This is a genomic window from Gordonia hongkongensis (assembly GCF_023078355.1).
In the GTDB taxonomy this organism is placed as follows: Bacteria; Actinomycetota; Actinomycetes; order Mycobacteriales; family Mycobacteriaceae; genus Gordonia; species Gordonia hongkongensis.
In genome coordinates this window covers 2,008,600-2,031,377 of record NZ_CP095552.1, presented here as the reverse complement: position 1 = coordinate 2,031,377, position 22,778 = coordinate 2,008,600, and the positions used below count along the sequence as shown (strand labels likewise).

The window sequence follows — 22,778 nt, the reverse complement described above, 5'->3', positions numbered from 1 at the left end:
GTTTAGAATCGGTCCCGATCCGCCACCGCCGGGCACGGGTCGCCCATCCGACCGCACCCAGACGTGAGGGGTTCGACGTTGAGGTTCGTGATCGCAGTCAACGGCAGCCGCGGCGATGCCCAGCCGGCCGTCGCCCTGGCCGCCGAACTCGTGGGCCGGGGCCATACGGCGACTCTCGCGCTGCCACCCGACCTGGTCGACTTCGGCAGCGGCGCAGGGGTTCCCACCGAGTCGTACGGGTCGAGCACCCGTGCCCTGCTCGACTCCGAGATGGTCCGGGAGGACATGCGGTCGAAGAACCCCCGGACCCGGTTGCGTGCGGTGTCGGCGATGTCGGTGCGGGATGGCCGGGCGATGCAGCAGCGGTTGCTCGAACTCGCCGACGGCGCGGATGCGATCATCGCGAGCAGCGCCGGTCAGGAACGCGCCCACAATGTCTCGGCGGTCCTCGGCATCCCCCACATCCCGTTGCACTACTGCCCCATCCGGCGCAACAGCTCGGTGTCGTTGCTCGCGCACCTGGGTATCGACGCCCCGGCGTTCGTCAACGACCTGAGCTGGCGCGTCGCCGAACGCGCCCTGTGGCTCGCCACCCGCTCGGCGGAGACCACGCTGCGGGCCGATCTCGGACTGTCGCCGCTGAACCACCCGTACTCCGAACTCATCGGCCGTACCGGCGTTCCCGAGATCCAGGCCTACGATCCGGCCCTCTTCGACGGACTCGCGGCCCAGTGGGGCCGGCGCCGGCCGCTGGTCGGGTTCTTCACCCTTGCGGCCGCGCAACGCGCCGGGGTGGGCGACGCCGGACTCGACGGGGCCTCGGGAGCGGGGACGCTGGCCGACTGGCTCGACGCCGGCGACGCCCCGGTGTACGTCGGCTTCGGCAGCATGCTGCCCGCCGACCCCGACGGTCTGGCCGATGCATTCCGGACCGCAGCGCGGCGACTCGGGATCCGCCTGCTGGTGTCGGGCGGCTGGAGCGGTTTCATGTCGACCGAATCCGGCTCTGCCACATCCGAATCCGAAGCATCGGGACTCACGGATGCGATCCGCGTCGTCGGACACGTCGATCACGACACCGTGCTGCCGCGGTGTCGGGCCGCGGTCCACCACGGCGGCGCGGGTTCGGTGGCCGCCGGGTTGCGTGCCGGCCTGCCGACGCTGATCACGTGGGTCGGCGCCGATCAGCCGATCTGGGGCCGGGCGGTGAGCAAGGCCGCTGTCGGGGCCACGCTGCCGATGGCGCGGGTGACAGCGGAGTCGCTGATCGGCGCCCTCGACACGATCCTGGACACCGAGGTCCGGGGACGGTCCGCCGAGCTCCGCAGTCGGCTCATCGCCCCCGACGAGGCCGTACACGCGGCGGCCGACATCGTCGAGGACACGATGCTTGTCACGACGGTGCGCGGCGCCGGCTGATCCCGGAACGCCGACCGACCGCCCGACCCTATGGGAGGACTCGATCGGAACCACCGCCCCGCAACAGGTTTCGCGGGTCGACACGCCCGGTCCGGGAGTCGTAGGACCGCAACACGACGAGTCGTAGCGCATGCGCGACCGTGATTGCGGGCACGTACACCGCCGCCGAACCCGCTGCCAACCCGAAGCGACGGTGCAGCAGGAACGTGCGCGGCAGGAAACTCATGTAGCGGACGAACGGCACCATGCCGGTCTCCATCCGGCGCGGTGACACCCCGACGGTCAGCGAGCGGAGAAACGCGTTCCGACCCCCGGCGTCACCGACACACAGTCCCATATCGACGTCTTCGAAGATGTTGCGGCGCATGCTGACACGGTCCCGGATCCGCACCCAGGTCGCACGGCGCAGCACCATGTTCGAGCCGTACAGGACAGGCACCTCGGACACGGACTGCTCGCCCCGCAACCTGTTCAGCGGGTGCAGCCGGGTCTTCCACCGGTCCAACCTGCCGGCGAGCGGCACGTCGTAGGCCTCCCCTCGCCCGCACAGGGCCGCCCAGTCACCGCGGACATCCGCGGTGAAGAACTCCACGATCGTCCGCGCCCAGTCCGGCGGCACCCGGGTGTCGGCGTCGATGCGGGCGATGAGATCACCGGTCGCGGCGTCGAGTCCGGTGTTGCGCGCGTAGACCAACCCCTGTCGTACTTCGTCGATCACCCGGACACGGGGATCAGCCGAACACCAGGCATCGATCACCGCCCGGCCGCCGTCGGTCGAGTTGTTGTCCACCACCACGATCTCGGTGATCTGGTCGAACTGTGCGGCCAGGCGGGTCAGGCAGTCGCCGATCGTGTCCTCCTCGTCGAAGACCGGGACGACCACCGAGAAGGTGAGCGGCGTGCCCATGATGGCTACTCCTTGCGCTGATCGGTTCGGTGCGGACACTCAGGTCCGCCGCATGTAGGTCCGCAGGGTCACCGGCACCACGACGGCGAGGACCGCCGCCGCGCCCACGAGCGTGTAGGCGATGTCGGTTCCCACGTCCTCGCCCGCGGCCAGTCCGCGCGCCGCCGTGACGAGATGGGAGACCGGATTCGCCGACGCACAGGCCTGCATCCACCCGGGCATGGTGTCGATCGGGACGAGGGCGTTCGACACGAAGGTGATCGGCATCAGCACGAGCATCGAGACGCCCTGGACGGTCGACGCCTTGTCGAGCAGGACGCCGAGCAGCGCGAAGATCCAGCTCAGCGAGAATGCCACCACCACGATCAGGACGCAGGCGACCGCGACCCCCACGGGGCTCGCCGGCCGGTACCCCATGATCACCCCGACGCAGACCGTGATGGCCGAGGCCACCACATACCGCAACGTGTTGGCCACCAGTGCGCCGGCCAGCGGCGCGATGCGCGCGATCGGCAGCGACTTGAACCGGTCGAACACCCCGCGATCGAGGTCCTCGCGCAGCTGGACGCCGGTGACCACCGACGCCGCGACACACACCTGGACCAGTACGCCGGGAATGAGCAGCGGCAGGTAGCCCACCACGTTCCCGGCGATCGCGCCGCCGAAGATCGAGGAGAACATGACCGTGAACACGATGGGAAGCACGATGACGTCGAACAGCTGCTGCGGGTTGTGTTTGATCTTCAGCAGGCCACGATGGGTCATGGTGAGTGACTGCATCACCGCGGCGGTCGGCCGAACCCGGTCGTGGGATTCGGCCGGGGCGTCGCCGGCGGCGAGTGCGCTCGGCTGCAGGGAACCGGTGGTCATGCGCGGGCTCCCGCCGAATCCGCCTGTGCCGCCATCGGTGCCGATCGCGTGGGGTCGCCCCCGTCGGTCAGCGCGAAGAACACCTCGTCGAGGGTCGGGCGCACGACGTTGACCGAGGTCAGCCCGAGCCCGCGCGCGCGGAGCGCACCGAGGATGTCGGCGAGGGGGTCGATGTCGGACATGGGCAGTACGAGGATGCCCTCGCCGCGCGCGATCGTTGCCTCGCCGTTCGCGGTGAACGGCGCGCACACCTCTGCCGCGGCGATCAGATCGTCCGCATCGGCCAATTCGAGTTTCACACTCATGTCGCCGACTCCGGCTTTCAATTCGTCGGCGGTCCCGTCGGCGACCACTCGGCCGCGATCCATGACCGCGATGTGATCGGCGAGTTCATCGGCCTCGTCGAGATATTGGGTGGTCAGCAATACGGTCGAACCGCGCGACACCATCTCACGAACCGTCTGCCACATCTGCGCCCGCGTCCGCGGGTCGAGTCCGGTGGTCGGCTCGTCGAGGAACAGCAAGCGAGGCCGGGTGATCAGCGAAGCCGCGAGATCGAGGCGCCGGCGCATCCCGCCGGAGAAGTGCCCCACCCGGCGGGTGGCGACCGCCCCCAGCCCGAATTCCTCGAGCAGTTCGTCGGCACGGATCCGGGCGCGGCGGCGCGACGACCCGATCAGGCGACCGAAGATCATCAGGTTCTCGCGAGCGGTGAGATCCTCGTCGACCGAGGCATATTGCCCCGTGACCCCGATCAGCGATCGAACCGCCGTCGCCTCCGCGACGACGTCGTGCCCGAAGATCCGGGCGCCCCCGGCATCCGGGCGCAGCAAGGTCGCGAGCATGCGCACGGTGGTGGTCTTGCCCGCACCGTTGGTTCCGAGCAGGGCGAACACCCCGCCCGCGGGTACGTGGAGGTCGACGGCGTCGACCGCACGCGTCCCGCCGTACTGCTTGGTCAGACCGTGGGCCTCGATGGCCGGGACGGTCGTGGACATGGCACCCCCGATGCGTGTGGTCGACTTCGAACGGGCCCGCTCCCGGCGCCCTGCTCGGCCCCACGGTAGGTGAGCTCCCCGAGTGCCGCAATGTGACCTGTCCCGGCATACCGTGCTGCCTGGCAATGCATTTCGGCGCAACCCGGCCTGACCGCGCATTCCCTCCGATGCCACCCCTGTGCGGCAACCGCTCGTCATGAGTTCTTTACATGAACGCAACGAAACACCCTTGACCGCAAGGCCGAACACCCAATTCGGATCAAAAACCGCTGTCTCGCAGCGTGATTCCGACACCGACGGTGCGTCCGTGCACACCTGGACACCGTCCCCGTGATGAAGCTCACGGACTCCTGCCGCTGCACATGTCCGATGTGACCGCTTAGGCTCGGTTCAGACACAGGCGGCCGTGATGCGGTCCGTTCGACCGGAGAGACCTCCGGAACGTCGTCGGACAAGGTCGTGCGCGTGCATCGGGGTACGGACGATTCCTGATGTCTCAGATCAGAACTCATGGGCCGGGGGGCCATGCCGGCGAAGGCGTGGCATGGCGTCGCGGCCCGAGAACGGATGACCGACGCATGGACGACCGCGAATGAAGTTCACCGAACTGTCCGACTATCCCGTCCCGCCCGGGACGGTGACGATCTGGACACCGACCACACGCGCGGATTCCGCGGGCTGGCACACCGATCCGCGACCGTTCACCTACGACCAGACCGCCTCGATACGACGATCGACCGCCTACGACTCCGACGAGACCTCCTGGCTCGGGGCGGTTTTCGAGATCGACGACGATCTCGACGACGAGCACTTCGATGCCTGCCTGCGCGGGTGGATCACCAGGCACGAAGCCCTCCGCTCGACCTCGGACCCGACAGCCGACGACCCGCACCACGGCCGCCGCACCTACGGCGGAGCGCATCTCGGCGTCGACGCCGAGGCGGTCGGCGGATTCGACTCCGGGGACGACGTCCGCGAGCTGCTCACCGCGGTCTTCGACACCAGGCTCGCGCCGACGCGGTGGCCACACTGCATCGTGGCCACGATCGAATCCGAGCGCGGCTTCACCGTCGCCTTCGCCGCCGACCACGTGGTGATGGATGCGTACTCGATCCTGTTGAGCATGAGCGAGATCCGCCGGCTCTACCTCTCCCCACGGCGCGGCTCGTCCACCGAGATGGCGGAGGTCGGCAGCCACCTCGACTTCAGCGTCCACGATCGGGCGGTGGGACTCGGACTCACCGTCGATCACCCCGTCGTCGCACAATGGCGCACCTTTCTGGACAGCTCCGCCGAGACCCCGGGCTTCGACCTCCCGCTGGTCCGTCCGCACCTGCAGACCCGGGACCGTGCGCGCACCCCGCGCCAGCGCGGCATCTCCGAGTATGTCGCCACCGACAACCAGGCGACCTTCATGACCTCGACGGCGCGTGCGCGCGGACACGGTACCCAGACCGCGGTGTTCGCCGCCCTCGCGGTCACCCTCCGCGCACTCACCGGCCGGGCCACGCTGCGGCTCACGATGCCGATGCACACCCGATCCGAGGCACGGTATGCCGGGTCGGTCGGCTGGTATGTCGGTCTGGCGCCGCTCGAGGTCGACCTCACCGCCGCCCACACGTTCGACGACGCGCTCGACGCGACCGCGGCCGCCATCGACGCCGTGCGCCATCTGCCGTCCTTCCCCTATCAGCGCATCGTCGAACTGCTCGGTAGCGGCGGCGAACCCGAGTTCGTGGTGTCGTATCTCGACATCCGCCACGTCCCCGGGGCGGCCGAATGGGAGGCGGCCCGCGCGCAGATCCTGCGGGGCGGCTCACGGTCGGACCGCGAGGTCTACCTCTGGATCGCGCGTGTACCCGGCGGGATCACCCTGTCCGCCCGGCATCCCGGCCATGACCCCGCCGACGCGAGCATGCGCGACCTCGTCACGACCTACGCGACAGTGCTGCGAGTGCTCGCCACCACCGGCACCGGACTGGCCCTGTCCTCCTACACCCACGCGAACTTCGCCGGCGCCACCGCGATCGACGGCGCCCGCCCCGCATGACCGACGAGAGGACCCGATGAGAATCACGGCCATGGGCAACTGGCGCCCACAACCGGGGACCGCCGTGCGATTCGATCCGACCGAGGCGTGCCGCGAGGCCGCGGCGGCCACTCCCGCCCACACCGCACCGGTGACCTTCCTGGCCCAGAACCACGTCCGCGGTGCTGCGGTGGCCCGGGCCGCGGGCCGTACTCATCGCGGATACCTGGGATCGGGCACGGAGATCGACGGCGACCTCGACACCGTGGCACTCGGGACCGCCCTGACGCTCTTCGTCCGGCGACACGAGGTGCTGCGCACCTGGTTCGAATGCCGCGACGGAGAGGTCACCGCCCATGTCGTCGACCCGTCCGACATCGAGTTCGAGGCACACGTCGACCGCGAACTGGCGAGCACCGAGGACATCCACCCCTATCTCGTCGACCGATTCGACCGCGAGACCCCGAGCGACTCCTTCCCCGGCTTCGCCTTCGGGGCCATCCGCCGCCCGGGCGGCTTCGCCATCTTCCTGGCGTGCGATCACGCGCTCTCCGACGGCGCCTCACAGGCCCTCGCCCTCGACGAGATCGCGCAGATCTACGCCGAACTGATCCGGCCGAACGGGCACGGCCACCCCGAGCCGGACCCCGCGACGCCGGCCGCCGGGAGTTACTTCGCCTATGCGGCCGCGGAAGCCGAGGTGACTGCCGTGCACCTGGCCGGGTCGCCCCAGACCAGGGAATGGCAGGACATCTTCCGACGCCACGACCTGCAGATGCCGCGCTTCCCACTGGACCTCGGCTTGAGTCCGGGAGAGACAGCGCAGGTGGCCGGGGTCGAGGTCTCACTGCTCGATCGCGCCGGCATCGTCGCCTTCGACGCCGCCTGCCGGGCGGCGGGGGGTCGGTTCGTCGACGGCATCTACGCCGCCATCGCCGTCGCCGACCGCGAACTGGCCGGCGCGGACGACTACTACGGCATGACGGTGTTCAACACGCGTGCCGCGCTCGACGGGTACGCGACGTCGCAGGGATGGTTCTGCAACTTCGCCCCGGTCGAGTTCTCCCTCGCCGGCGCGTCGACGTTCTCCGAGCTGATCCCGGCGGCCCATGCGGCCCGTCGCCGCGCTCGTGACCTGGCCGCCGTCCCGGTCGCCGCCGCACTGGCCGCCATCGCCGCCGCCGGGGCCACCCCGGACGCGATCATCACCGCACCGAACCTGTTGTCGTACATCGACTTTCGCTGGTTTCCCGGCACCTCGCGCGAGGCCTTCCGGCGCGGTGCGCTGTTCACCGGGGAGGGGCGCACGGCCAACGCGTCGGCGTGGATCAATCGCGATCACGACGAGCTCTACCTGGGTAGTCAGATCCCGGGCACGCCGTTCGCCGAGTCGGTGGCCCGCCCCTACTACGAGCGGCTACGCGACATCATGACCGACATCGCCGCCACCGGCGACCGGCGGATCCAGGCGCCGGCGGCCGGTTCCGGGCGATCTGCCCCGCCCACCGACTCGGCGCTACGCAGAGGAGCGTGAGCGGGCGTGCACGTCACCACCATCGATCGCTACCACCCACCCGCCGGCGAGCTGTTGACCTGGACCGTGGACGTCTCGGCCGCCCGGCCCGAGATGTCCGACGTACCACCGTCGTTCAACCAGACCGTGCACCTGGCCACGGCCGGTGACTCGAGTACGTGGCTGGCCGCCGCGTTCACCGTCCGCGGGCGCGTGGACCGTGCGGCGCTCGGGTCCGCCTACCGGGCGCTCATCGCCCGGCACGGCACCCTGCGGTCGTCGTTCTCGGCGGGTCCCACGGGAATCCGGCGACACGCTTACGATCCGGACGACCTCGTCCTGCACCTCGGCAGCGTGGTCGACACGACCGCCGACACCGTCCTACGCGACCGGCTTCGCGACACCCTCGATCGCGCGTGCCATCCCTTCGGTTACCCCGCGTTCCTGTTCGCGGCGATCGACCGCGACGACGCGTCGACGATCATCTGCGGATTCGACCACTGCCATGTGGATGCCTACTCGATCTCCATCGTCATCGACGACCTGCACCGGTTGTACGACGGATTCCGTTTCCACGGCGAGCTTTTCGATCCCTCCACCCTGGCGATGAGCGGGAGTTTCGTCGACTTCTGCGCCGCGGAGTCAACAGCGCCCCCGGTCGCACTGTCCGACCCGCGGATGCGCCGGTGGCTCCGGTTCTTCGACGACCGGGACGGCACACTGCCCACCTTCCCGCTGGATCTCGGGGTCGAACCCGGCGCCACCGCGCCACAGGCCACCGAGGTGCGCGCACTCCTCGGCCGGCGGGAGACGGAGCAGTTCGCCGAGTTGTGCCGGCGCAGCGGCGCGAGCGTGTTCGGCGGGACGCTGGCCGCGATGGCCGACGCCGTGCGCCGCTGCGGCGGCGGACCCGAACTGCCCCTTCTGTTCCCGATGCACACGCGACGGGAAGAGAGATGGCGCAACGCAGTCGGATGGTTCACCACCAATGCCCCGCTGCGGGTCGTGGGCACCGGCGATCTACTGGGGACGATCCGGCGTACCGGGCCCGAACTCCGTCGCGCGGTCACGCTCGGCGAGGTTCCCGTCCCACAGGTGATCGAGGCGATGGGCGGACTCCGTCGCACACGCTCGGACATCTTCATGGTGTCCTATGTCGACTACCGGCTGCTGCCCGGCGCCGACCGACACCGGACCATCGACGCCCACCACATCTCGAACGCGACCACCGCCGACGACGCGCAGTTCTGGATCTCGCGCACCGACGACGGACTCGCGTTGCGTGCCCGGCACCCCGACACGCTGACCGCGCACCGCACCATCCGCCGATTCACCGACGAGCTGATCCGTACCCTGCGGGCGGGCGTCGAACTGGCGGCGGCCGACGACAACGACATCCAGGAGCTGGACGGAGGCGCGGACACCGCGCACGTGGTCGGTCTCTGATCACCAGGTTTGAGAGGTCGCGAGGGGATGGTCGGTCTCGGCCTGCTCCTGCGCGGTCGTTCGGTCCCAACCGGCACCCGCCGCACGGGACCGGTCGGCGGTCAGCGGATCTGAACCCGGTCCCCGGCCTTTACTGGATCGTCGCCGCCGCGAGGGCGGGAAGCGCGGCGGTGATCAGGGCGAGCAGTTCGTCCCGGGTGAGCGCTTCGGCGTCGACCGGCTCGGCGGTGAGCCAGCGGATCGTCGTCTCCTCGACGAACGCGATCCAGCCGTGCACGCTCATCACGACGACCGGGGTCACCTCGACCCCGAACACGGGTGCGTGGTCGAGCACGCGGGCGACCATCACCTCCCGGGTGCGGTCGAAGACCTCGCGCATCGCGGCGTCCGAACTCGAGGCCCCGCGGATCAGCGCGGTGTAGGCGGTGCGGTTCTCGCTCACGTAGTCGACGAACGCGGCCATCGATGCCGAGAGGATGGCGATCGGGTCGCCGAGGGACTCGTCCGGCTCGGTGCGGGCGAGCATCCGGTCGGCCTGGGCCTGTGCGATCGCGACGTGGAACTCCTGCTTCGACGCGAAGTAGTGGAACAGCAGGGCGCGCGACACCCCGGCGGCATCGGCGATCGCGTCGATCGTGATCTCCTCCAACGGCCGGTCCCTGACCATCGCGAGCCCGTAGTCGATGAGCTGGTCACGACGTGCCTCGGGACTCATGCGCGTGCGCTTGTGCGGCGCGCGCCGGTGGTCACCTCCGTCGTCGCCGGTCGTCTCGCCGCTGATCGTCTTGCCGTTGATCACCGACACCGCGCACATCCTCGTCTACTGGCCACGCGGCCAGCCTACCCTCTATTGAGGGTTGTTCAATAGCTATTGACACGTGTTCAGTACCATCTTATGGTGACACCATGACAACGAACGATGTAGAGATCGCCATCATCGGTGCCGGCTTCTCGGGTCTGGGCGCCGCGGTCCGTCTCAAGCAGAACGGTTTCGACGACTTCGTCCTCCTCGATCGCGGCAGCGACTTCGGCGGGACCTGGCGCGACAACACCTACCCGGGCGCGGCCTGCGACGTCCCCTCGCAGCTCTACTCATTCTCGTTCGCGAAGAACCCCACCTGGTCGCGGTCCTACTCTCACCAGCCCGAGATCCACGACTACATCAACGGGGTCGCCGACCGGTTCGGAATCGGCGCGAAGGCGCGCTTCGGCACCGAGGTGACGCGGACCGCATGGAACGAGGACGAGGGCCGTTGGATCATCGACACCCTGCAGGACGGCAAGACCGATCAAGTGCGGGCACGAGTCCTGGTCGGCGGTGTCGGCCCGCTCTGCGAGCCCAACCTCCCCGACATCGAGGGCATCGAGTCCTTCGAGGGCAAGATCGTGCACTCCGCGCGCTGGGACAACGACCACGACTTCGGCGGGCAGCGCGTCGCGGTGATCGGGACCGGCGCGTCGGCGATCCAGCTCGTTCCCGAGGTCGCGAAGGTCGCCGGGCGCCTCGACGTGTACCAGCGGACCGCACCGTGGATCGTCCCCCGCACCGAGCGCGCCTACAGCTCCGTCGAGCACTGGGCCTACAAGAACATCCCCGGGTACCAATCCGCGGTCCGCGGTGGCATCTACGCCGCCAACGAGGTCGTCGCGTTCGGTCTGACCTACTCCCCCAAGGCCCTCAAGCCGGTCGAGTTGCTCTGCCGCGCCAACATCCTGCGCGGCATCGGCCGCGACGCCGAGCTGCGGCGCAAGGCCACCCCGACCTTCCAGGTGGGCTGCAAGCGCATCCTGCGGTCCAACGACTGGTACCCGGCCCTCGCCCGCCCGAACGTCGATCTCGTGACCGACGGCATCGACCGCATCACCCCGACCGGGATCGTGTCGAAGGACGGCACCGTCCGCGAGGTGGACGTGATCGTCGTCGCCACCGGATTCCACGTCACCGACTCCCCCGTGTTCGAGAAGATCATCGGCAAGGACGGCCGCAGCCTCGCGCAGGTGTGGAACGAGATCGGTATGCAGGGCTACAAGGGCTCGTTCGTCCACGGCTTCCCGAACATGATGCTGATGGTGGGCCCGTCGACCGGGCTGGGCCACACCTCGATGGTGTACATGATCGAGTCGCAGCTGAACTACCTCGTCGATTACCTGAAAACCTCTCGCGCGCTGGGGATCACCCGGACCGAGGTGAAGCTGTCCGCCCAGCAGGAGTTCAACGCCGGAATCCAGCACAAGCTGCGCAACAGCGTGTGGGTGAACGGCGGGTGTGCCTCCTGGTACAAGGACGCCAACGGCAACATCACCACGCTGTGGCCGGGCTTCACCTTCGCGTTCCGGCAGACGACCCGTTCCTTCGACGTCGCCGCCTACGATGTGACCCGCGGTGCCCGGCGATCCGCCGCACCCGCGGTGCCGGCCGCTTCCGCCACCGGCGACGACATCGCGTCGCCCGCCACCGCCAACGCCTGACCGAACCCACCCACAGGAGACAAGACATGAAGGACTTTCGCGGCAAGGTCGTCGTGATCACCGGCGCCGGTTCGGGAATGGGCCGTGACATCGCCGTCAAGCTCGCGCGCCGCGGTGCGCGGCTGGCCATCTCCGACGTCACCCCCGACGGCCTGGCCGTCACCGAGAAGCTGGTGACAGAGGCCGGCGCCGAGGTGCATTCGCAGCTGCTGAACGTCGCCGAGCGCGAAGCGGTACTCACCTACGCCGACACCGTCGCCGAGCACTTCGGCGTGGTCAATGTCGTGTTCAACAACGCCGGCATCGCCCACCACGGTGAGATCGAGCGCACCGAGTTCAAGGACATCGAACGGGTGATGGACGTCGACTACTGGGGAGTCGTCAACGGCACCAAGGCGTTTCTGCCGCACGTGATCGCGTCCGGGGACGGGCACATCGTGAACACCTCGTCGTTGTTCGGCTTGCTGGCCGAACCGGGCCAGGCCGCCTACAACTCCGCCAAGTTCGCGGTGCGCGGATTCACCGAGGCGCTGCGGCAGGAGATGATCATCGCCAAGCACCCGGTGGAGGTGTCGTGTGTGCATCCCGGCGGGATCAAGACCGCGATCGCCCGGAACGCCACCGTGTCCGGGGATCACGACCAGAAGGCCACGGCCGCGTTCTTCGACCGCTACCTCGCCCGGATGACGAGTGAGGATGCGGCCGAGGTGATCATCGAGGGCGTCCGGAAGAACAAGGCACGCATCTTGGTCGGCACCGACGCCAAGATCCTGGACCTCTCGGTGCGCCTCGTCGCCTCGAAGTACCAGTGGGTGTCGGCGAAGCTCACGGGCTGGGCGCTGTCGAAGGCGCGCTAGGCGCCGGGGTCACACACGGGTCGTGACACCGACACGCGGTCGGGGCGTGTCGGTGTCACGGCGCCGGGAGCGAAGCGAGCGGGCCGAATGAGCACGGCGCCGGGAGCGAAGCGAGCGGGCCGAATGAGCACGGCGCCGGGAGCGAAGCGAGCGGGCCGAATGAGCACGGCGCCGGGAGCGAAGCGAGCGGGCCGAATGAGCACGGCGCCGGGAGCGAAGCGAGCGGGCCGAATGAGCACGGCGTTGTCGTGTCTTCCCTACAGCCCGTGTTCGCCCAGCCAGGCCAGCGCGACGTCGCGAGGGTCCGCACCGCCGTCGACCTCGGACGCCATGGTGGCGAGATCGGCGGTCGTGATCTCGCCCGCCACCTTGTTCATGGCCTTCACCTGATCGCGGTTCAGCGCCGCGGAACGGAACACCGGCACCAGCACCTCCGCCCGCGGACCCGACTCGTCCGCGGGTTCGGCAGCCGCGGCACCGTCCGCGGTGTCGCCGCCACCCGGTGATGTGCGGAGCGCCTGGACCTCCGACGACGCCCCGTCGGCGTCCTCGCCGGCGATCTCGAGGGGGGTCAGCAGTCCGACCGCGCCGCCGTCGGCGGCACGTCGGAGCACCTCCTCGCCCGTCGCGGTGACCTCGACCGGACCGAAGGCACAACCGGCGTCGGCGAAAGCACGCATCGTCGAGTCATCGGGTTCGGCGACGGCCACGACCGGCAGGCCCGCCGGCAGTCGGCCGCAGTCCTCGAGTCCGGTGGCGCCGACGTCCCCGGCGAGGGCCGTCGACACGAAGATCTGCGGCGCCGCCGATACCGGTGTCTCATCGCCGACCGAAACCCCCTGCGGGAGTGAGCGGTTCAGGTCGTTGTAGACATCCTCGGCGCCGATCGCGGTAGACGACGGGGACAACAACGTCAGCAGTTCCCCGGTGAAAGCCGGGAAGAGATCGAGCGCAGCGCGGTCCATCTCGTCCAGCAGCGCCGGCGCGTCGCCACGGAGCTGGTCACCGGACACCACCGATCCGGAATTGCGCAACGCACCCGCGTACACCTCGGCCATCACGCGCATCGCCGGATCCTCCGACGAGCCGATCACCACCCCGCGTGGTGGAGACGACGAGTCGTCGGCGCACCCGGCGATGACCACCGCCAGGACGACGATCAGACCGGCCACCGTGATGAGACGTTTGCGGACACGACGTTCAGTCACCCCGCCACCGTATCCGCAGCACGTCCCACGTCCGAACGAGGCGGGTCCCCGGGTCGGCTCACGCTCCCTCGGCAATGAATCCCATGACGGAGTCGGCGATGAGCTGCACGGCGATCGCGGCGAGGAGCAGGCCCGCGATCTTGGCGAGTAGCGTGATGCCGCCGATGCCCAGGATGCGGATGAGCGCCGTCGAATAGCGCAGGACCAACATCACCACCAGGTGAACGCTGACGATGGCTGCCGCGATGGCCAGATAACCACCCGATCCGGCGTCGACACCGCTCACACCGACGATGACCGCGGCGATGGCACCCGGTCCGGCGAGCAGCGGGGTGCCGAGCGGGACGAGCGCGACGTTGACGTCGTCGGCGGCCGTGGGCTTACCGGCGTTGCCGAGGCCGGTGAGCAATTGCAGCGCCACGAGCAGCAACAACAAACCGCCGGCGCCCTGCAGCGCCGGGATCCCGATGTGGAGATAGTTCAGGATGGCTTTGCCGGCGACGGCGAACACACTGATCACCAGGAGGCTGACGAGCGGCGCCTGCCAGGCCGCGCGCCGCCGGTACTCCGGCGAGCGTTGACCGACCAGGCTGAGGAACAGCGGGATCTGGCCAGGCGGGTCCATGATGACGAGCAGCGTGATCAACGTCGTCGTGTACACCGTGACGTCGAAGGACACGTTCGGAGAGTGTACGGGGCCCGCCGGGTAGCATCGGCACTCGTGCCCTCGATCCCCCGGCCTGGTCCGCGCGGGTTGTCACCGCGCCGCGAGCGCCGCCCGCTCCCCGAGATCCGCGTCCCCGTGGCGCGGGCGATCGTCGATTGCGCGGTGTACGTCGACGGCCACCGGCAACCGGGACGGGTGAGCTACACCGAGGGTCTCGCCCGGGTGCGGGCCGCCGGCGAGGGCTTCGTATGGGTCGGACTCCACGCCCCCGACGACGCTCAGATGGCCGACGTCGGCGCCACGTTCGGCCTTCACGAACTCGTCGTCGAAGACGCAGTACACGCGCACCAGCGGCCGAAGCTCGAGGTCTACGACGACACCCAGTTCCTCGTCCTGCGCACCGTGCAGTACATCGAGCACGAAACGATGGCCAAGGCGAGTGAGGTCGTCGAGACCGGCGAGATCATGGTCTTCGCCGGGCCGGACTTCGTACTGACCGTGCGCCACGGCGAGCACACCGAACTGTCGGAACTGCGCCGTCGCCTGGAGACGCACCCCGAGCGTCTGGCCCTCGGCCCGACCGCGGTGCTGCACGCCGTCGCCGACAAGGTCGTCGACAGCTACCTCGCCGTCACCGACCGGATGGACGCCGATGTCGCGGCGATCGAGGAGGTCGTGTTCGGTCGGCAGGGTCACGCACTCGACATCGATCCCGTCTATCTCCTACGGCGCGAGGTGCTCGAACTCCGTCGCGCGGTGACACCGCTGGCGGCCCCGCTGCAGAGTCTCACGGCGAGCGGTAATCCATTGGTGCCCAAGGAGATCCGACGCCAGTTCCGCGACGTCGCCGACCATCTCACCACCGTCATCGACCGAGTCCTCGAGTACGACGAGCTGCTCACCTCCCTCCTGCAGGCCGCGGCGGCGAAGGTCGGCATCCAGCAGTCGACCGACATGCGCAAGATCTCGGCATGGGTCGCGATCGCCGCGGTGCCGACCATGGTCGCCGGGATCTACGGCATGAACTTCGACCACATGCCCGAACTGCACCAGGAGTGGGGTTATCCCGTCGTGCTGGGCTGTCTCGTGGCCCTCTGCGCGACGCTGTTCGTCGTGTTCCGGCGCAGTCACTGGTTGTGACCCGCGGCTGGGATTGCCCACGCACCGGCGTGGGTAACCGGCTTCGATGACCCGCACGGACCACGCCGAGGACGCGGCGCGACAACTGATCGACCGCGCCGGCCGCACCTACGCGCAGGACGCCGGCATCACGCTGAAGAACTCGCCGTCACCGCTCTTCGAGCTGTTGGTGCTCGCCCTGCTCCTCAGTACGCGGATCTCCGCGGACATCGCGGTGGCCGCCGCGCGCGAACTGTTCACCGCCGGTTACCGGACCCCGGAGAAGATGGCCCGCGCCAACTGGCAGAAGCTGGTCGACGCGCTCGGCCGCGGCCACTACGTCCGCTACGACGAGAGCACCGCCACCCGCCTCGGCGAGGCGGCGCAGAAGGTCCTCGACGACTACCACGGCGATCTCCGTCGGCTCGCCGACGACGCCGACTCCGACCCCACCCGCGTGGCGGAACTGCTCCAGGATTTCACCGGCATCGGTCCGGTCGGGGCCGACATCTTCCTGCGTGAGGTGCAGTCGGTGTGGGAGTGGGTCGCGCCGCGTTTTGACAAACGCGCGCTCGCCGCCGCCCGCGACCTCGGACTACCCGAGGACCCGGCACGGCTCGCCGATCTCGCCGACGGCCGGCCCGAGGTGCTGGCAGCGGCGCTGGTGCGTGTCTCGCTCGACAAGCAGTTGCGCGCCGAGATCACGGATCCGACAACCGGGCCTAGGCTGGGACGACGGTCACAACCACCCGGTGGTGGTTTGTGCCGTCCTCGATCCGGTTACCCAGGAGAGCCGACGTCCGCCGCGCACCGCGGTGCCCGACGCCCGTACCCGACAGGAGGACTCCCAGGTGTCAGCTGACCCGATGGTCGACGATCCGACGGCGCACGACACGGCCTTCCGACGCCCCCTGTTGCCCGGTGCGCGCGGACCGCTCTCGGCCATGGTGATCGATCTCCTCCGCGGTGACCCTGCGTCCGCATCGGTCCTCGACCTGCCGGCCGACGACCCGAGGGTCGTCGATGCCGACCCCTACGGCGACGATCTGCAGCTCGCGCTGTACCTCTGCTACGAGATGCACTACGTCGGGTTCGTCGACGCCGACGCCGGATGGGAATGGAGTCCGGCCCTGCTCACGGTCCGGGCCACGCTCGAACAGCGATTCCTCGCCGCCCTGCATCGCGACGTACCGGCGATGACCGCCGACGATTCCGCCGAGCACGAGATGGACGAGCTGTGCATCGAGAACCCCGACGGCGACGGCGCCTCCTACCGGCTCCGCGACGCCGGGACGTGGGAGCAGTACCGGCAGCTCTTCGCCCTGCGCTCGCTGTACCACCTCAAGGAGGCCGACCCGCACGCCTTTGCCATCCCACGTCTGCGCGGGCACGCCAAGGCCGCCTACGTCGCCGTCGAATTCGACGAGTTCGGCGGCGGGCGTGGCGACGCCGTGCATCAGGAGCTGTTCGCCGATCTGCTCCGCGCCGCCGATCTCAGCGCCGACTACCTCGGCTACCTCGACACCGTGCCCGGCGTCGCCCTCACGCCGGTCAATCTGATGTCGCTGTTCGGACTACACCGGCGCTACCGGGGCGCGGCGGTCGGGCATCTGGCGGCCACCGAGATCACCTCGCCGCCCGGTTCGCAGCGCCTGCTGGCCGGTTTGGAGCAGCTCGACGCCCCGGAGGCGTGCCGGCGGTTCTATCGCGAACACGTCGAGGCCGATGCCGTGCACGAGCAGATCCTGCGTACCGATGTCGTCGGCGATCTCATCCGCACCGAGCCGGACACCGAAGCCGATGTGATCTTCGGGATCCGCGCCTTCCTGTTCGTCGAGGACGCCCTCGACCGGCATGTGCTGTCCGCGTGGGACGACGGAAAGAGCGCCTTCCCGGGTATCTGATCCGGGCAAGGCGCTCGTTCGGGCGGCACTCGTGAGCCGTCAGGTCGCGCGGCGGCACTCGTGAGCCGTCAGGTCGCGCGGCGGCGCTTCTTGCGATGGCTGGTGTCGCACAGGGGGTAGTTCTTGCTCCGACCGCACGCACACACCGCGACCATGAACCGATCCGACTGCACCCGGGCGCCGTCGGGGAGTTCGATGTCAACGGGACCGGACACCAGGACGGGTCCACCTCGGATCACCCGCACCGCATTCGGCTTCTTGTCCCCGCTCACCGCGACGCTCCGGCCGAGGCGGGACCACCCGGGGCGACGGCGACGATCGCGACGAGACGCTCGATGCGACGGTTGCGTTCGAGCATGCCGCACTCTTCCAACCAGCCCGCGCGTGCGGTGAGGACCGGACCGAACGGGATGACCCGCTCGGCCACCACCTCTGCGGTCAGTCCCCCGGCGCGCAGGGCGCGCAGCGAGGCTTCCTCGTCCGCGAATTCCGAGTGGACCAACACGAAAGCGCCGCCGGGCACCAGCAATTCGGGAACGCGTGCGCACAGCGGGTCGAGGACGGCCCGGCCGTCGAGTCCGGCGTCCCAGGCGTGCGACGGTCCGGCCGGATGCAGTTCCGACTCGGACTCCGGTGGGGTCGGAACATACGGGGGGTTGCAGGTGACGACGTCGTAGCGACCCTGATGGCACCGGAGATCACCGTGCGCCACCTCGATCCGGACGCCGGCGTCGGCTGCCGCGCGCCGGGCATAGGCGACCGCGTCCGCCGATGCGTCCACCGCGGTCACGTGCGACGCACCCGCCCGGGCGGCCGCGATCGCGATGGCCCCGCTGCCGGTGCAGAGATCGAGCACGCGGGCCCCCGAGACGCCGCGGGATCGGAGAGTGTCGATCAACAGCTGAGTGTCCTGCTGTGGCAAGTAGACATCGAGCTCGGGTCGCGCTGCGGTCGCTGTGGGAAGCGACGATGAGGTGATGGTCACGCCGGGCACCGCCCGTCCGTCGTGCCGATGGTCCCTGCTCCCCGTGACTCCATGCACCCTCACTTCTCAGACGGACCGTGCTCAGTTGGTCAGAAGTTCCCTCTGTCATACGTTCCGAAACCTCGACGCGGATGAGTCCGCCGGGAATCCGCCGGCCGGTCAGGCCGGGGTTGCCGAGGCCCGATCCGGCCGCCGCACATCGATACCCGCCTCACGCCAGGCCTCGCGGAGTGCGTCGGCACCCTTCAATCGGACCCACGCGGCCTCGTTGGCGGTGATCGGCACCGCCCGGAGCATGCTGACCGGGTCCATGGGCGTGGGCAGCTCGACCATCCCCAGTTCGTCCGCCTCGAGCAGGACCGCGGTGAACGGCGAACCGTCCCACAAGGGTTCGCCGAGGTCGACGAGTGCATCGGCGGCGATGACGAGGCCCTCGACCGCCGGCGCGGCTGCCAGCGTCGCCATGCGCTTGTGCAGACCGGGCAGCGGCGTTCCCGACGACACGCGCACGACGAGTTCGGCACGGGGGCCGCGGACCGGATCGGCGTGCAGGTCGGTGGGATCGGACATCGGGTGCCGTGCGCACCCCGACGTCACGTAGACCACCTCGCCCCGATCTCCGGCCTCGTCGGGCACGAACCGCAGGACGTCGATCGGTTCGACACCGAGGAACGTCACCGACGCGCGTTGGGGGGTCGCCCCCAGCCGGTCTTCGAGAAATCGTCCGACGACCTCAGTCACGGCTTCGCTCACATCCGACAGGCTACCGACTCCGGCGCACGGGCCCGGGGTGCTCCTCTAGCCTGGAGCAATGGTCCGGGTTCTGGCGGTCGCCGACGAGGTGGTGGACTCCCTCACCTTCGGGGTGGGGATCGAGTCCCGTCCCGACCTCATCCTCGGTGCGGGTGACCTCCCGTTCGAGTACCTCGAGATCCTGTCGTCGCTGTGCGACGCGCCGTGCGTGTTCGTGCCCGGCAATCACGACCGGGACCTGCGCGGGTACCGCCGCGGCCGCACCGGCTGGACGCGCGCCGGGCTCCCCGTCGAGGACCCCGGACCGTGCGGTGCGGTCAACGCCGACGGCCGGACCGTGACGGTCGCCGGACTCCGTATCAGCGGCCTCGGCGGCAGTCGCCGCTACAACAACGGCACCAACCAGTACACCGACACCCAGCAGCGGTTGCGGTCCCTCCGGTTGCGATGCACCACCGCGCTGTCACCTCCCCGCGGCGCCGACATCCTGCTCACGCACAGCCCGGCCCGCGGCGTCGGCGACCGCGACGATCTGCCGCACCGGGGTTTCGACTGCTTCCACCCGCTGGTCCGGTCGCTGCAACCGGCGCTGCTGGTCCATGGCCACGTCCATCCGTACGGCGAACGACCGGCTGATCTGCCCATCGGCTCCTCGACGACCTCGATGAACGTCGTCGGCTACTGCCAGTTCGACTTCGATCCCGCCACCCGGGAGGTCGAGATCGTGAGGCGCAGACATGGCGCGTGACACCGGATTTCCCGACGCCGACGCGGAGAACGACTTCGCCCGGATGCGACGCCAGGCCGAACGCGCGCGGCTCGCGCAGTGGTTCATGCGTCAGCCCGCCGACGTGAACACCATCCTCCCGTTCGACGAGGTCGTCGCCGCGCTCGGACGGACCGGGGAGACCTCCCTCGGACTGCAGGTCGTCGAGGTGTCCTCGATCGTCGGAAGTGTCGACCGCACCAAGGATTTCGACCGCTACTTCCGGCCCACCTCGTCGCGCGGCCGGGAGCGCTGGCAGCGGCTGGCGGCCGCGCAACGCCGCGGCGAATCCGTCCCTCCGGTACAGCTGTACCGGATCGGATCGATGCACTTCGTCATCGACGGCCATCACCGCGTGTCCATCGCGATCGCGCGGAACTGGGTCACGATCGACGCCTACGTCACCCTGATCCACACGCGCATCTCCCCCGAGGGCATCACCGCGACCTCCGACCTGGTCCTCAAGGACCATCGTCGGATCTTCCTGTCACGCGTGCCGCTCGAGGGGTCCCAGGCCGAGGCCATCCGACTCAGCTTCCCGTTCGACTACGCCGAACTCGCCGAGAACGTCGAGGCGTGGGGATTCCGCCTGAGCCAGGAGATCGGCGAGTTCCTCAACCGCACCGAGACCGCTCGGCGCTGGTTCGGTGAGGAGTTCCTGCCGGTCGTGCGGATGGCGCGCCGGGCGGGCATCCGGCCCGACCTCGACAGCGACGCCGAGCTGTACATGTGGGTGGCCTGCGAACGGTATCGGCTTGTGCGCAGGCACATCTGGGACGAACACGTCTTCGACGAACTGCTCGACCACTCCCGCAGGCGCCGGCGCTGAGCCGACGCCTGCAGGGACAGGCGGGACACTAGCGGACGCGCAGGGACTGCCCCGAGCTCTGGTCGAACACCGCGATCTTCGACGCGTCGTAGAACAGCTCCGCCGAACCGCCGCGGCTCACCTTCGAGTCCGGGGACAGTCGGGCGATGAACTGGTTGCCGCCGAGATCGGTTCCGGAATCGGCGGACAACTCCGCGAGGGCGTCGCTCGACGCCCGGCTCGACCCGACGCCGAAGTAGGCGTAGATGTCGGAACCCATCGACTCGAGCACGTCGATGTTCGCGGCGAAGGTCCCGCCGTGTCCACGGGTCGTCGAGTCGACGAGCGACGCGTCTTCGAGGTGCTCGGGCCGGATGCCGATGAGCACGTCGCCGCCACTGCCGACGTCTCCGGCACGGGAGACCACCGCACGATGGTCGTCGAGGACGATGGTGCCGATCGCGGTCTCGATACCCTCGCTGCCGAGGCGACCGGACAGGAAGTTCATCGCCGGGGAGCCGATGAAACCGGCCACGAACACGTTGGTCGGATTGTTGTACAGCTCCTGCGGCGTACCGATCTGCTGCACATACCCGTTGCGCAGCACGACGACCCGGTCACCGAGGGTCATCGCCTCGGTCTGGTCGTGGGTCACGTAGACCGTGGTGGCCCCCAGGCGCTGCTGCAGCTGTGAGATCTCCGTACGCATCTGCACGCGCAGCTTCGCATCGAGGTTCGACAGCGGCTCGTCCATCAGGAACGCCTTCGGGGAGCGCACGATCGCCCGGCCCATCGCCACGCGCTGCCGCTGACCGCCGGAGAGATTGGCCGGCTTGCGGTCGAGGTACTGCCCGAGGTCGAGGATGCGCGCGGCCTCGTCGACCTTCGCGGCCACCTGATCCTTCGGCATCTTCGCGAGAGTCAGTGGGAAGGCGATGTTCTCGCGCACCGACATGTGCGGGTAGAGCGCGTAACTCTGGAACACCATCGCGATGTCGCGGTCCTTGGGTGCGCGCTCGTTGACCCGCTCCCCGCCGATCCGCAGCTCGCCGCCGGAGATGTCCTCAAGTCCGGCGATCATGTTGAGCGTCGTCGACTTACCGCATCCCGACGGGCCCACCAGGATCACGAACTCGCCGTCGGCGATCTCGATGTCGACCCCGTGTACGGCGGTGGAGCCGTCGGGATACTGCTTGGAGACGTTGTCCAGAACGATGTCTGCCATGGGTTATCCCTTCACGGCGCCGGAGGTCAGGCCGGCCACGATTCGACGTTGGAAGAAGAGCACGAAGATGATGATGGGGATGGTGATGACCACCGCGGCGGCCGAGATCGACCCGGTCGGTTCCTCGAACTGCGAACTGCCGGTGAAGTTCGCGATCGCCACCGGCGCGGTGATCGCCCGTTCGGTCGACGTCAGCGACAGTGCCAGGAGCAGGTCGTTCCAGGCGAAGATGAACACCAGGATCGCCGCCGTCACGACGCCCGGGGCGGCGAGCGGGGCGATGACCTTGCGGAAGGCCTGCCACGGGGTGGCGCCGTCCATCTTGGCGGCCTTCTCCAGCTCCCACGGGATCTCGCGGAAGAACGCGGACAAGGTGTAGATCGCCAGCGGCAGCGCGAAGGTGATGTAGGGCAGGATCAAGCCGGGCCAGGTGTCGAACAACCCGATGGCCCGCTCGATGTTGAACAACGGTGTCACCAGCGAGATCTGGGGGAACATCGCGATCAGCAGCGCGGCACCGATCAGGAGCTTCTTGCCCGGGAAGTCCAGGCGGGCCACCGCATAGGCCGCCATCGTCCCCAGGAGCACCGCGATCACCGTGGTGATCAGACCCACGCCGATCGAGTTGATCAGCGCCGAGGTGAAGGCGCTGGTCTCGAAGATGCTCTTGTAGTTGTCGAGGGTGAACTCACTCGGCCAGAACTTCCCGTCGGTCACGCTGCTCGCCGGCTTGAAGGACAGGCTGATGATCCACAGCAGCGGGATGAGTGCATACAGGATCACCAGGATGTTGGCGATCGACCACCAGGCCTTGGACTTTCCGCTCGCATTCAAC

At 69.0% G+C, this 22,778-nt stretch carries 21 protein-coding genes and 1 pseudogene; 11 read left to right on the top strand and 11 right to left on the bottom strand.

All coding sequences use genetic code 11. The features are described from left to right. Nucleotides 1-87 precede the first annotated feature (87 nt). Nucleotides 88-1,419: a glycosyltransferase gene (locus MVF96_RS09230; RefSeq protein ID WP_247451894.1), complete on the top strand. Its 1,332-nt coding sequence runs from the start codon at nt 88-90 to the stop codon at nt 1,417-1,419. A 28-nt stretch (nt 1,420-1,447) separates the two neighbouring features. Here the strand turns inward: MVF96_RS09230 and MVF96_RS09225 are convergent, their stop codons facing one another. Genes MVF96_RS09225 through MVF96_RS09215 form a run of 3 tightly spaced genes read right to left on the bottom strand, consistent with a single transcriptional unit; the run spans nt 1,448 to nt 4,194 of the window. Next, nucleotides 1,448-2,326, bottom strand: coding sequence for a glycosyltransferase family 2 protein (locus MVF96_RS09225; RefSeq protein ID WP_065632821.1), 879 nt, complete (start codon nt 2,324-2,326; stop codon nt 1,448-1,450). Between the two features lie 39 nt (nt 2,327-2,365). After that, nucleotides 2,366-3,196: an ABC transporter permease gene (locus MVF96_RS09220; RefSeq protein ID WP_065632820.1), complete on the bottom strand. Its 831-nt coding sequence runs from the start codon at nt 3,194-3,196 to the stop codon at nt 2,366-2,368. After that, nucleotides 3,193-4,194 carry an ATP-binding cassette domain-containing protein gene (locus MVF96_RS09215; RefSeq protein WP_247451893.1) on the bottom strand — a complete coding sequence of 334 codons (1,002 nt, stop codon included), beginning with the start codon at nt 4,192-4,194 and terminating at the stop codon, nt 3,193-3,195. The genes MVF96_RS09220 and MVF96_RS09215 overlap by 4 nt, the downstream gene beginning before the upstream one ends. Nucleotides 4,195-4,786: 592 nt before the next feature. On the opposite strand from MVF96_RS09215, the gene MVF96_RS09210 reads away from it, so the two are divergent. From MVF96_RS09210 to MVF96_RS09200, 3 genes are read left to right on the top strand one after another with little or no spacing between them, the layout of a single operon-like run. Beyond that, a complete protein-coding gene (locus MVF96_RS09210; protein WP_247451892.1) occupies nt 4,787-6,244 on the top strand; it encodes a condensation domain-containing protein in 1,458 nt (485 codons plus the stop codon). 16 nt (nt 6,245-6,260) lie between these two features. Then, nucleotides 6,261-7,757, top strand: a complete 1,497-nt coding sequence (locus tag MVF96_RS09205; RefSeq protein WP_247451891.1) for a condensation domain-containing protein — start codon at nt 6,261-6,263, stop codon at nt 7,755-7,757. Nucleotides 7,758-7,763: 6 nt separating this feature from the next. After that, nucleotides 7,764-9,182 carry a condensation domain-containing protein gene (locus tag MVF96_RS09200; protein ID WP_247451890.1) on the top strand — a complete coding sequence of 473 codons (1,419 nt, stop codon included), beginning with the start codon at nt 7,764-7,766 and terminating at the stop codon, nt 9,180-9,182. Nucleotides 9,183-9,312: 130 nt separating this feature from the next. Here the strand turns inward: MVF96_RS09200 and MVF96_RS09195 are convergent, their stop codons facing one another. After that, a complete protein-coding gene (locus MVF96_RS09195; protein ID WP_240198985.1) occupies nt 9,313-9,897 on the bottom strand; it encodes a TetR/AcrR family transcriptional regulator in 585 nt (194 codons plus the stop codon). A gap of 191 nt (nt 9,898-10,088) precedes the next feature. Here MVF96_RS09195 and MVF96_RS09190 point away from each other — a divergent pair, with 191 nt between their 5' ends. Continuing rightward, nucleotides 10,089-11,651 carry a flavin-containing monooxygenase gene (locus MVF96_RS09190; RefSeq protein WP_058252722.1) on the top strand — a complete coding sequence of 521 codons (1,563 nt, stop codon included), beginning with the start codon at nt 10,089-10,091 and terminating at the stop codon, nt 11,649-11,651. A gap of 26 nt (nt 11,652-11,677) precedes the next feature. Then, entirely contained in the window at nt 11,678-12,508 is an 831-nt protein-coding gene (locus MVF96_RS09185; RefSeq protein ID WP_058252721.1) for an SDR family NAD(P)-dependent oxidoreductase, read from the top strand. Between the two features lie 257 nt (nt 12,509-12,765). On the opposite strand, the gene MVF96_RS09180 is transcribed toward MVF96_RS09185, so the two are convergent. Both MVF96_RS09180 and MVF96_RS09175 read right to left on the bottom strand, forming a co-directional pair. Next, nucleotides 12,766-13,716, bottom strand: a complete 951-nt coding sequence (locus tag MVF96_RS09180; RefSeq protein WP_247451889.1) for a type 2 periplasmic-binding domain-containing protein — start codon at nt 13,714-13,716, stop codon at nt 12,766-12,768. Nucleotides 13,717-13,774: 58 nt separating this feature from the next. Next, a complete protein-coding gene (locus MVF96_RS09175) occupies nt 13,775-14,395 on the bottom strand; it encodes a MarC family protein (protein ID WP_058252719.1) in 621 nt (206 codons plus the stop codon). A 42-nt stretch (nt 14,396-14,437) separates the two neighbouring features. Between MVF96_RS09175 and MVF96_RS09170 the strand changes: the two genes are divergently transcribed. From MVF96_RS09170 to MVF96_RS09160, 3 genes and pseudogenes are all read left to right on the top strand, one after another. After that, nucleotides 14,438-15,523: a magnesium and cobalt transport protein CorA gene (locus MVF96_RS09170; RefSeq protein ID WP_058252770.1), complete on the top strand. Its 1,086-nt coding sequence runs from the start codon at nt 14,438-14,440 to the stop codon at nt 15,521-15,523. Between the two features lie 46 nt (nt 15,524-15,569). Beyond that, nucleotides 15,570-16,205, top strand: a pseudogene (locus MVF96_RS09165) (HhH-GDP family DNA glycosylase); the annotation flags it as partial. A gap of 163 nt (nt 16,206-16,368) precedes the next feature. Beyond that, nucleotides 16,369-17,406, top strand: a complete 1,038-nt coding sequence (locus MVF96_RS09160; protein ID WP_078112021.1) for an iron-containing redox enzyme family protein — start codon at nt 16,369-16,371, stop codon at nt 17,404-17,406. 68 nt (nt 17,407-17,474) lie between these two features. Here the strand turns inward: MVF96_RS09160 and MVF96_RS09155 are convergent, their stop codons facing one another. The 3 genes from MVF96_RS09155 to MVF96_RS09145 form a co-directional block, all read right to left on the bottom strand. Beyond that, nucleotides 17,475-17,678: a CDGSH iron-sulfur domain-containing protein gene (locus MVF96_RS09155; RefSeq protein WP_058252716.1), complete on the bottom strand. Its 204-nt coding sequence runs from the start codon at nt 17,676-17,678 to the stop codon at nt 17,475-17,477. Next, nucleotides 17,675-18,391 carry a HemK2/MTQ2 family protein methyltransferase gene (locus MVF96_RS09150; RefSeq protein ID WP_078112198.1) on the bottom strand — a complete coding sequence of 239 codons (717 nt, stop codon included), beginning with the start codon at nt 18,389-18,391 and terminating at the stop codon, nt 17,675-17,677. Before MVF96_RS09150 ends, MVF96_RS09155 begins: the two co-directional genes overlap by 4 nt. Before the next feature lie 159 nt (nt 18,392-18,550). Next, a complete protein-coding gene (locus MVF96_RS09145) occupies nt 18,551-19,144 on the bottom strand; it encodes a suppressor of fused domain protein (protein WP_058252715.1) in 594 nt (197 codons plus the stop codon). Between the two features lie 58 nt (nt 19,145-19,202). On the opposite strand from MVF96_RS09145, the gene MVF96_RS09140 reads away from it, so the two are divergent. Then, nucleotides 19,203-19,892, top strand: a complete 690-nt coding sequence (locus tag MVF96_RS09140; protein WP_068969932.1) for a metallophosphoesterase family protein — start codon at nt 19,203-19,205, stop codon at nt 19,890-19,892. Further along, the gene (locus MVF96_RS09135; protein WP_055475023.1) at nt 19,882-20,739 is read left to right on the top strand and encodes a hypothetical protein; all 858 of its coding nucleotides are present in this window, start codon (nt 19,882-19,884) and stop codon (nt 20,737-20,739) included. The genes MVF96_RS09140 and MVF96_RS09135 overlap by 11 nt, the downstream gene beginning before the upstream one ends. A 28-nt stretch (nt 20,740-20,767) precedes the next feature. On the opposite strand, the gene MVF96_RS09130 is transcribed toward MVF96_RS09135, so the two are convergent. Both MVF96_RS09130 and MVF96_RS09125 read right to left on the bottom strand, forming a co-directional pair. Next, a complete protein-coding gene (locus MVF96_RS09130; RefSeq protein WP_247451888.1) occupies nt 20,768-21,943 on the bottom strand; it encodes an ABC transporter ATP-binding protein in 1,176 nt (391 codons plus the stop codon). A 3-nt stretch (nt 21,944-21,946) separates the two neighbouring features. Next, on the bottom strand, nt 21,947-22,777 hold the full coding sequence (locus tag MVF96_RS09125; protein WP_055475025.1) for a carbohydrate ABC transporter permease: 831 nt from the start codon (nt 22,775-22,777) through the stop codon (nt 21,947-21,949). Nucleotide 22,778: the final 1 nt, after the last annotated feature.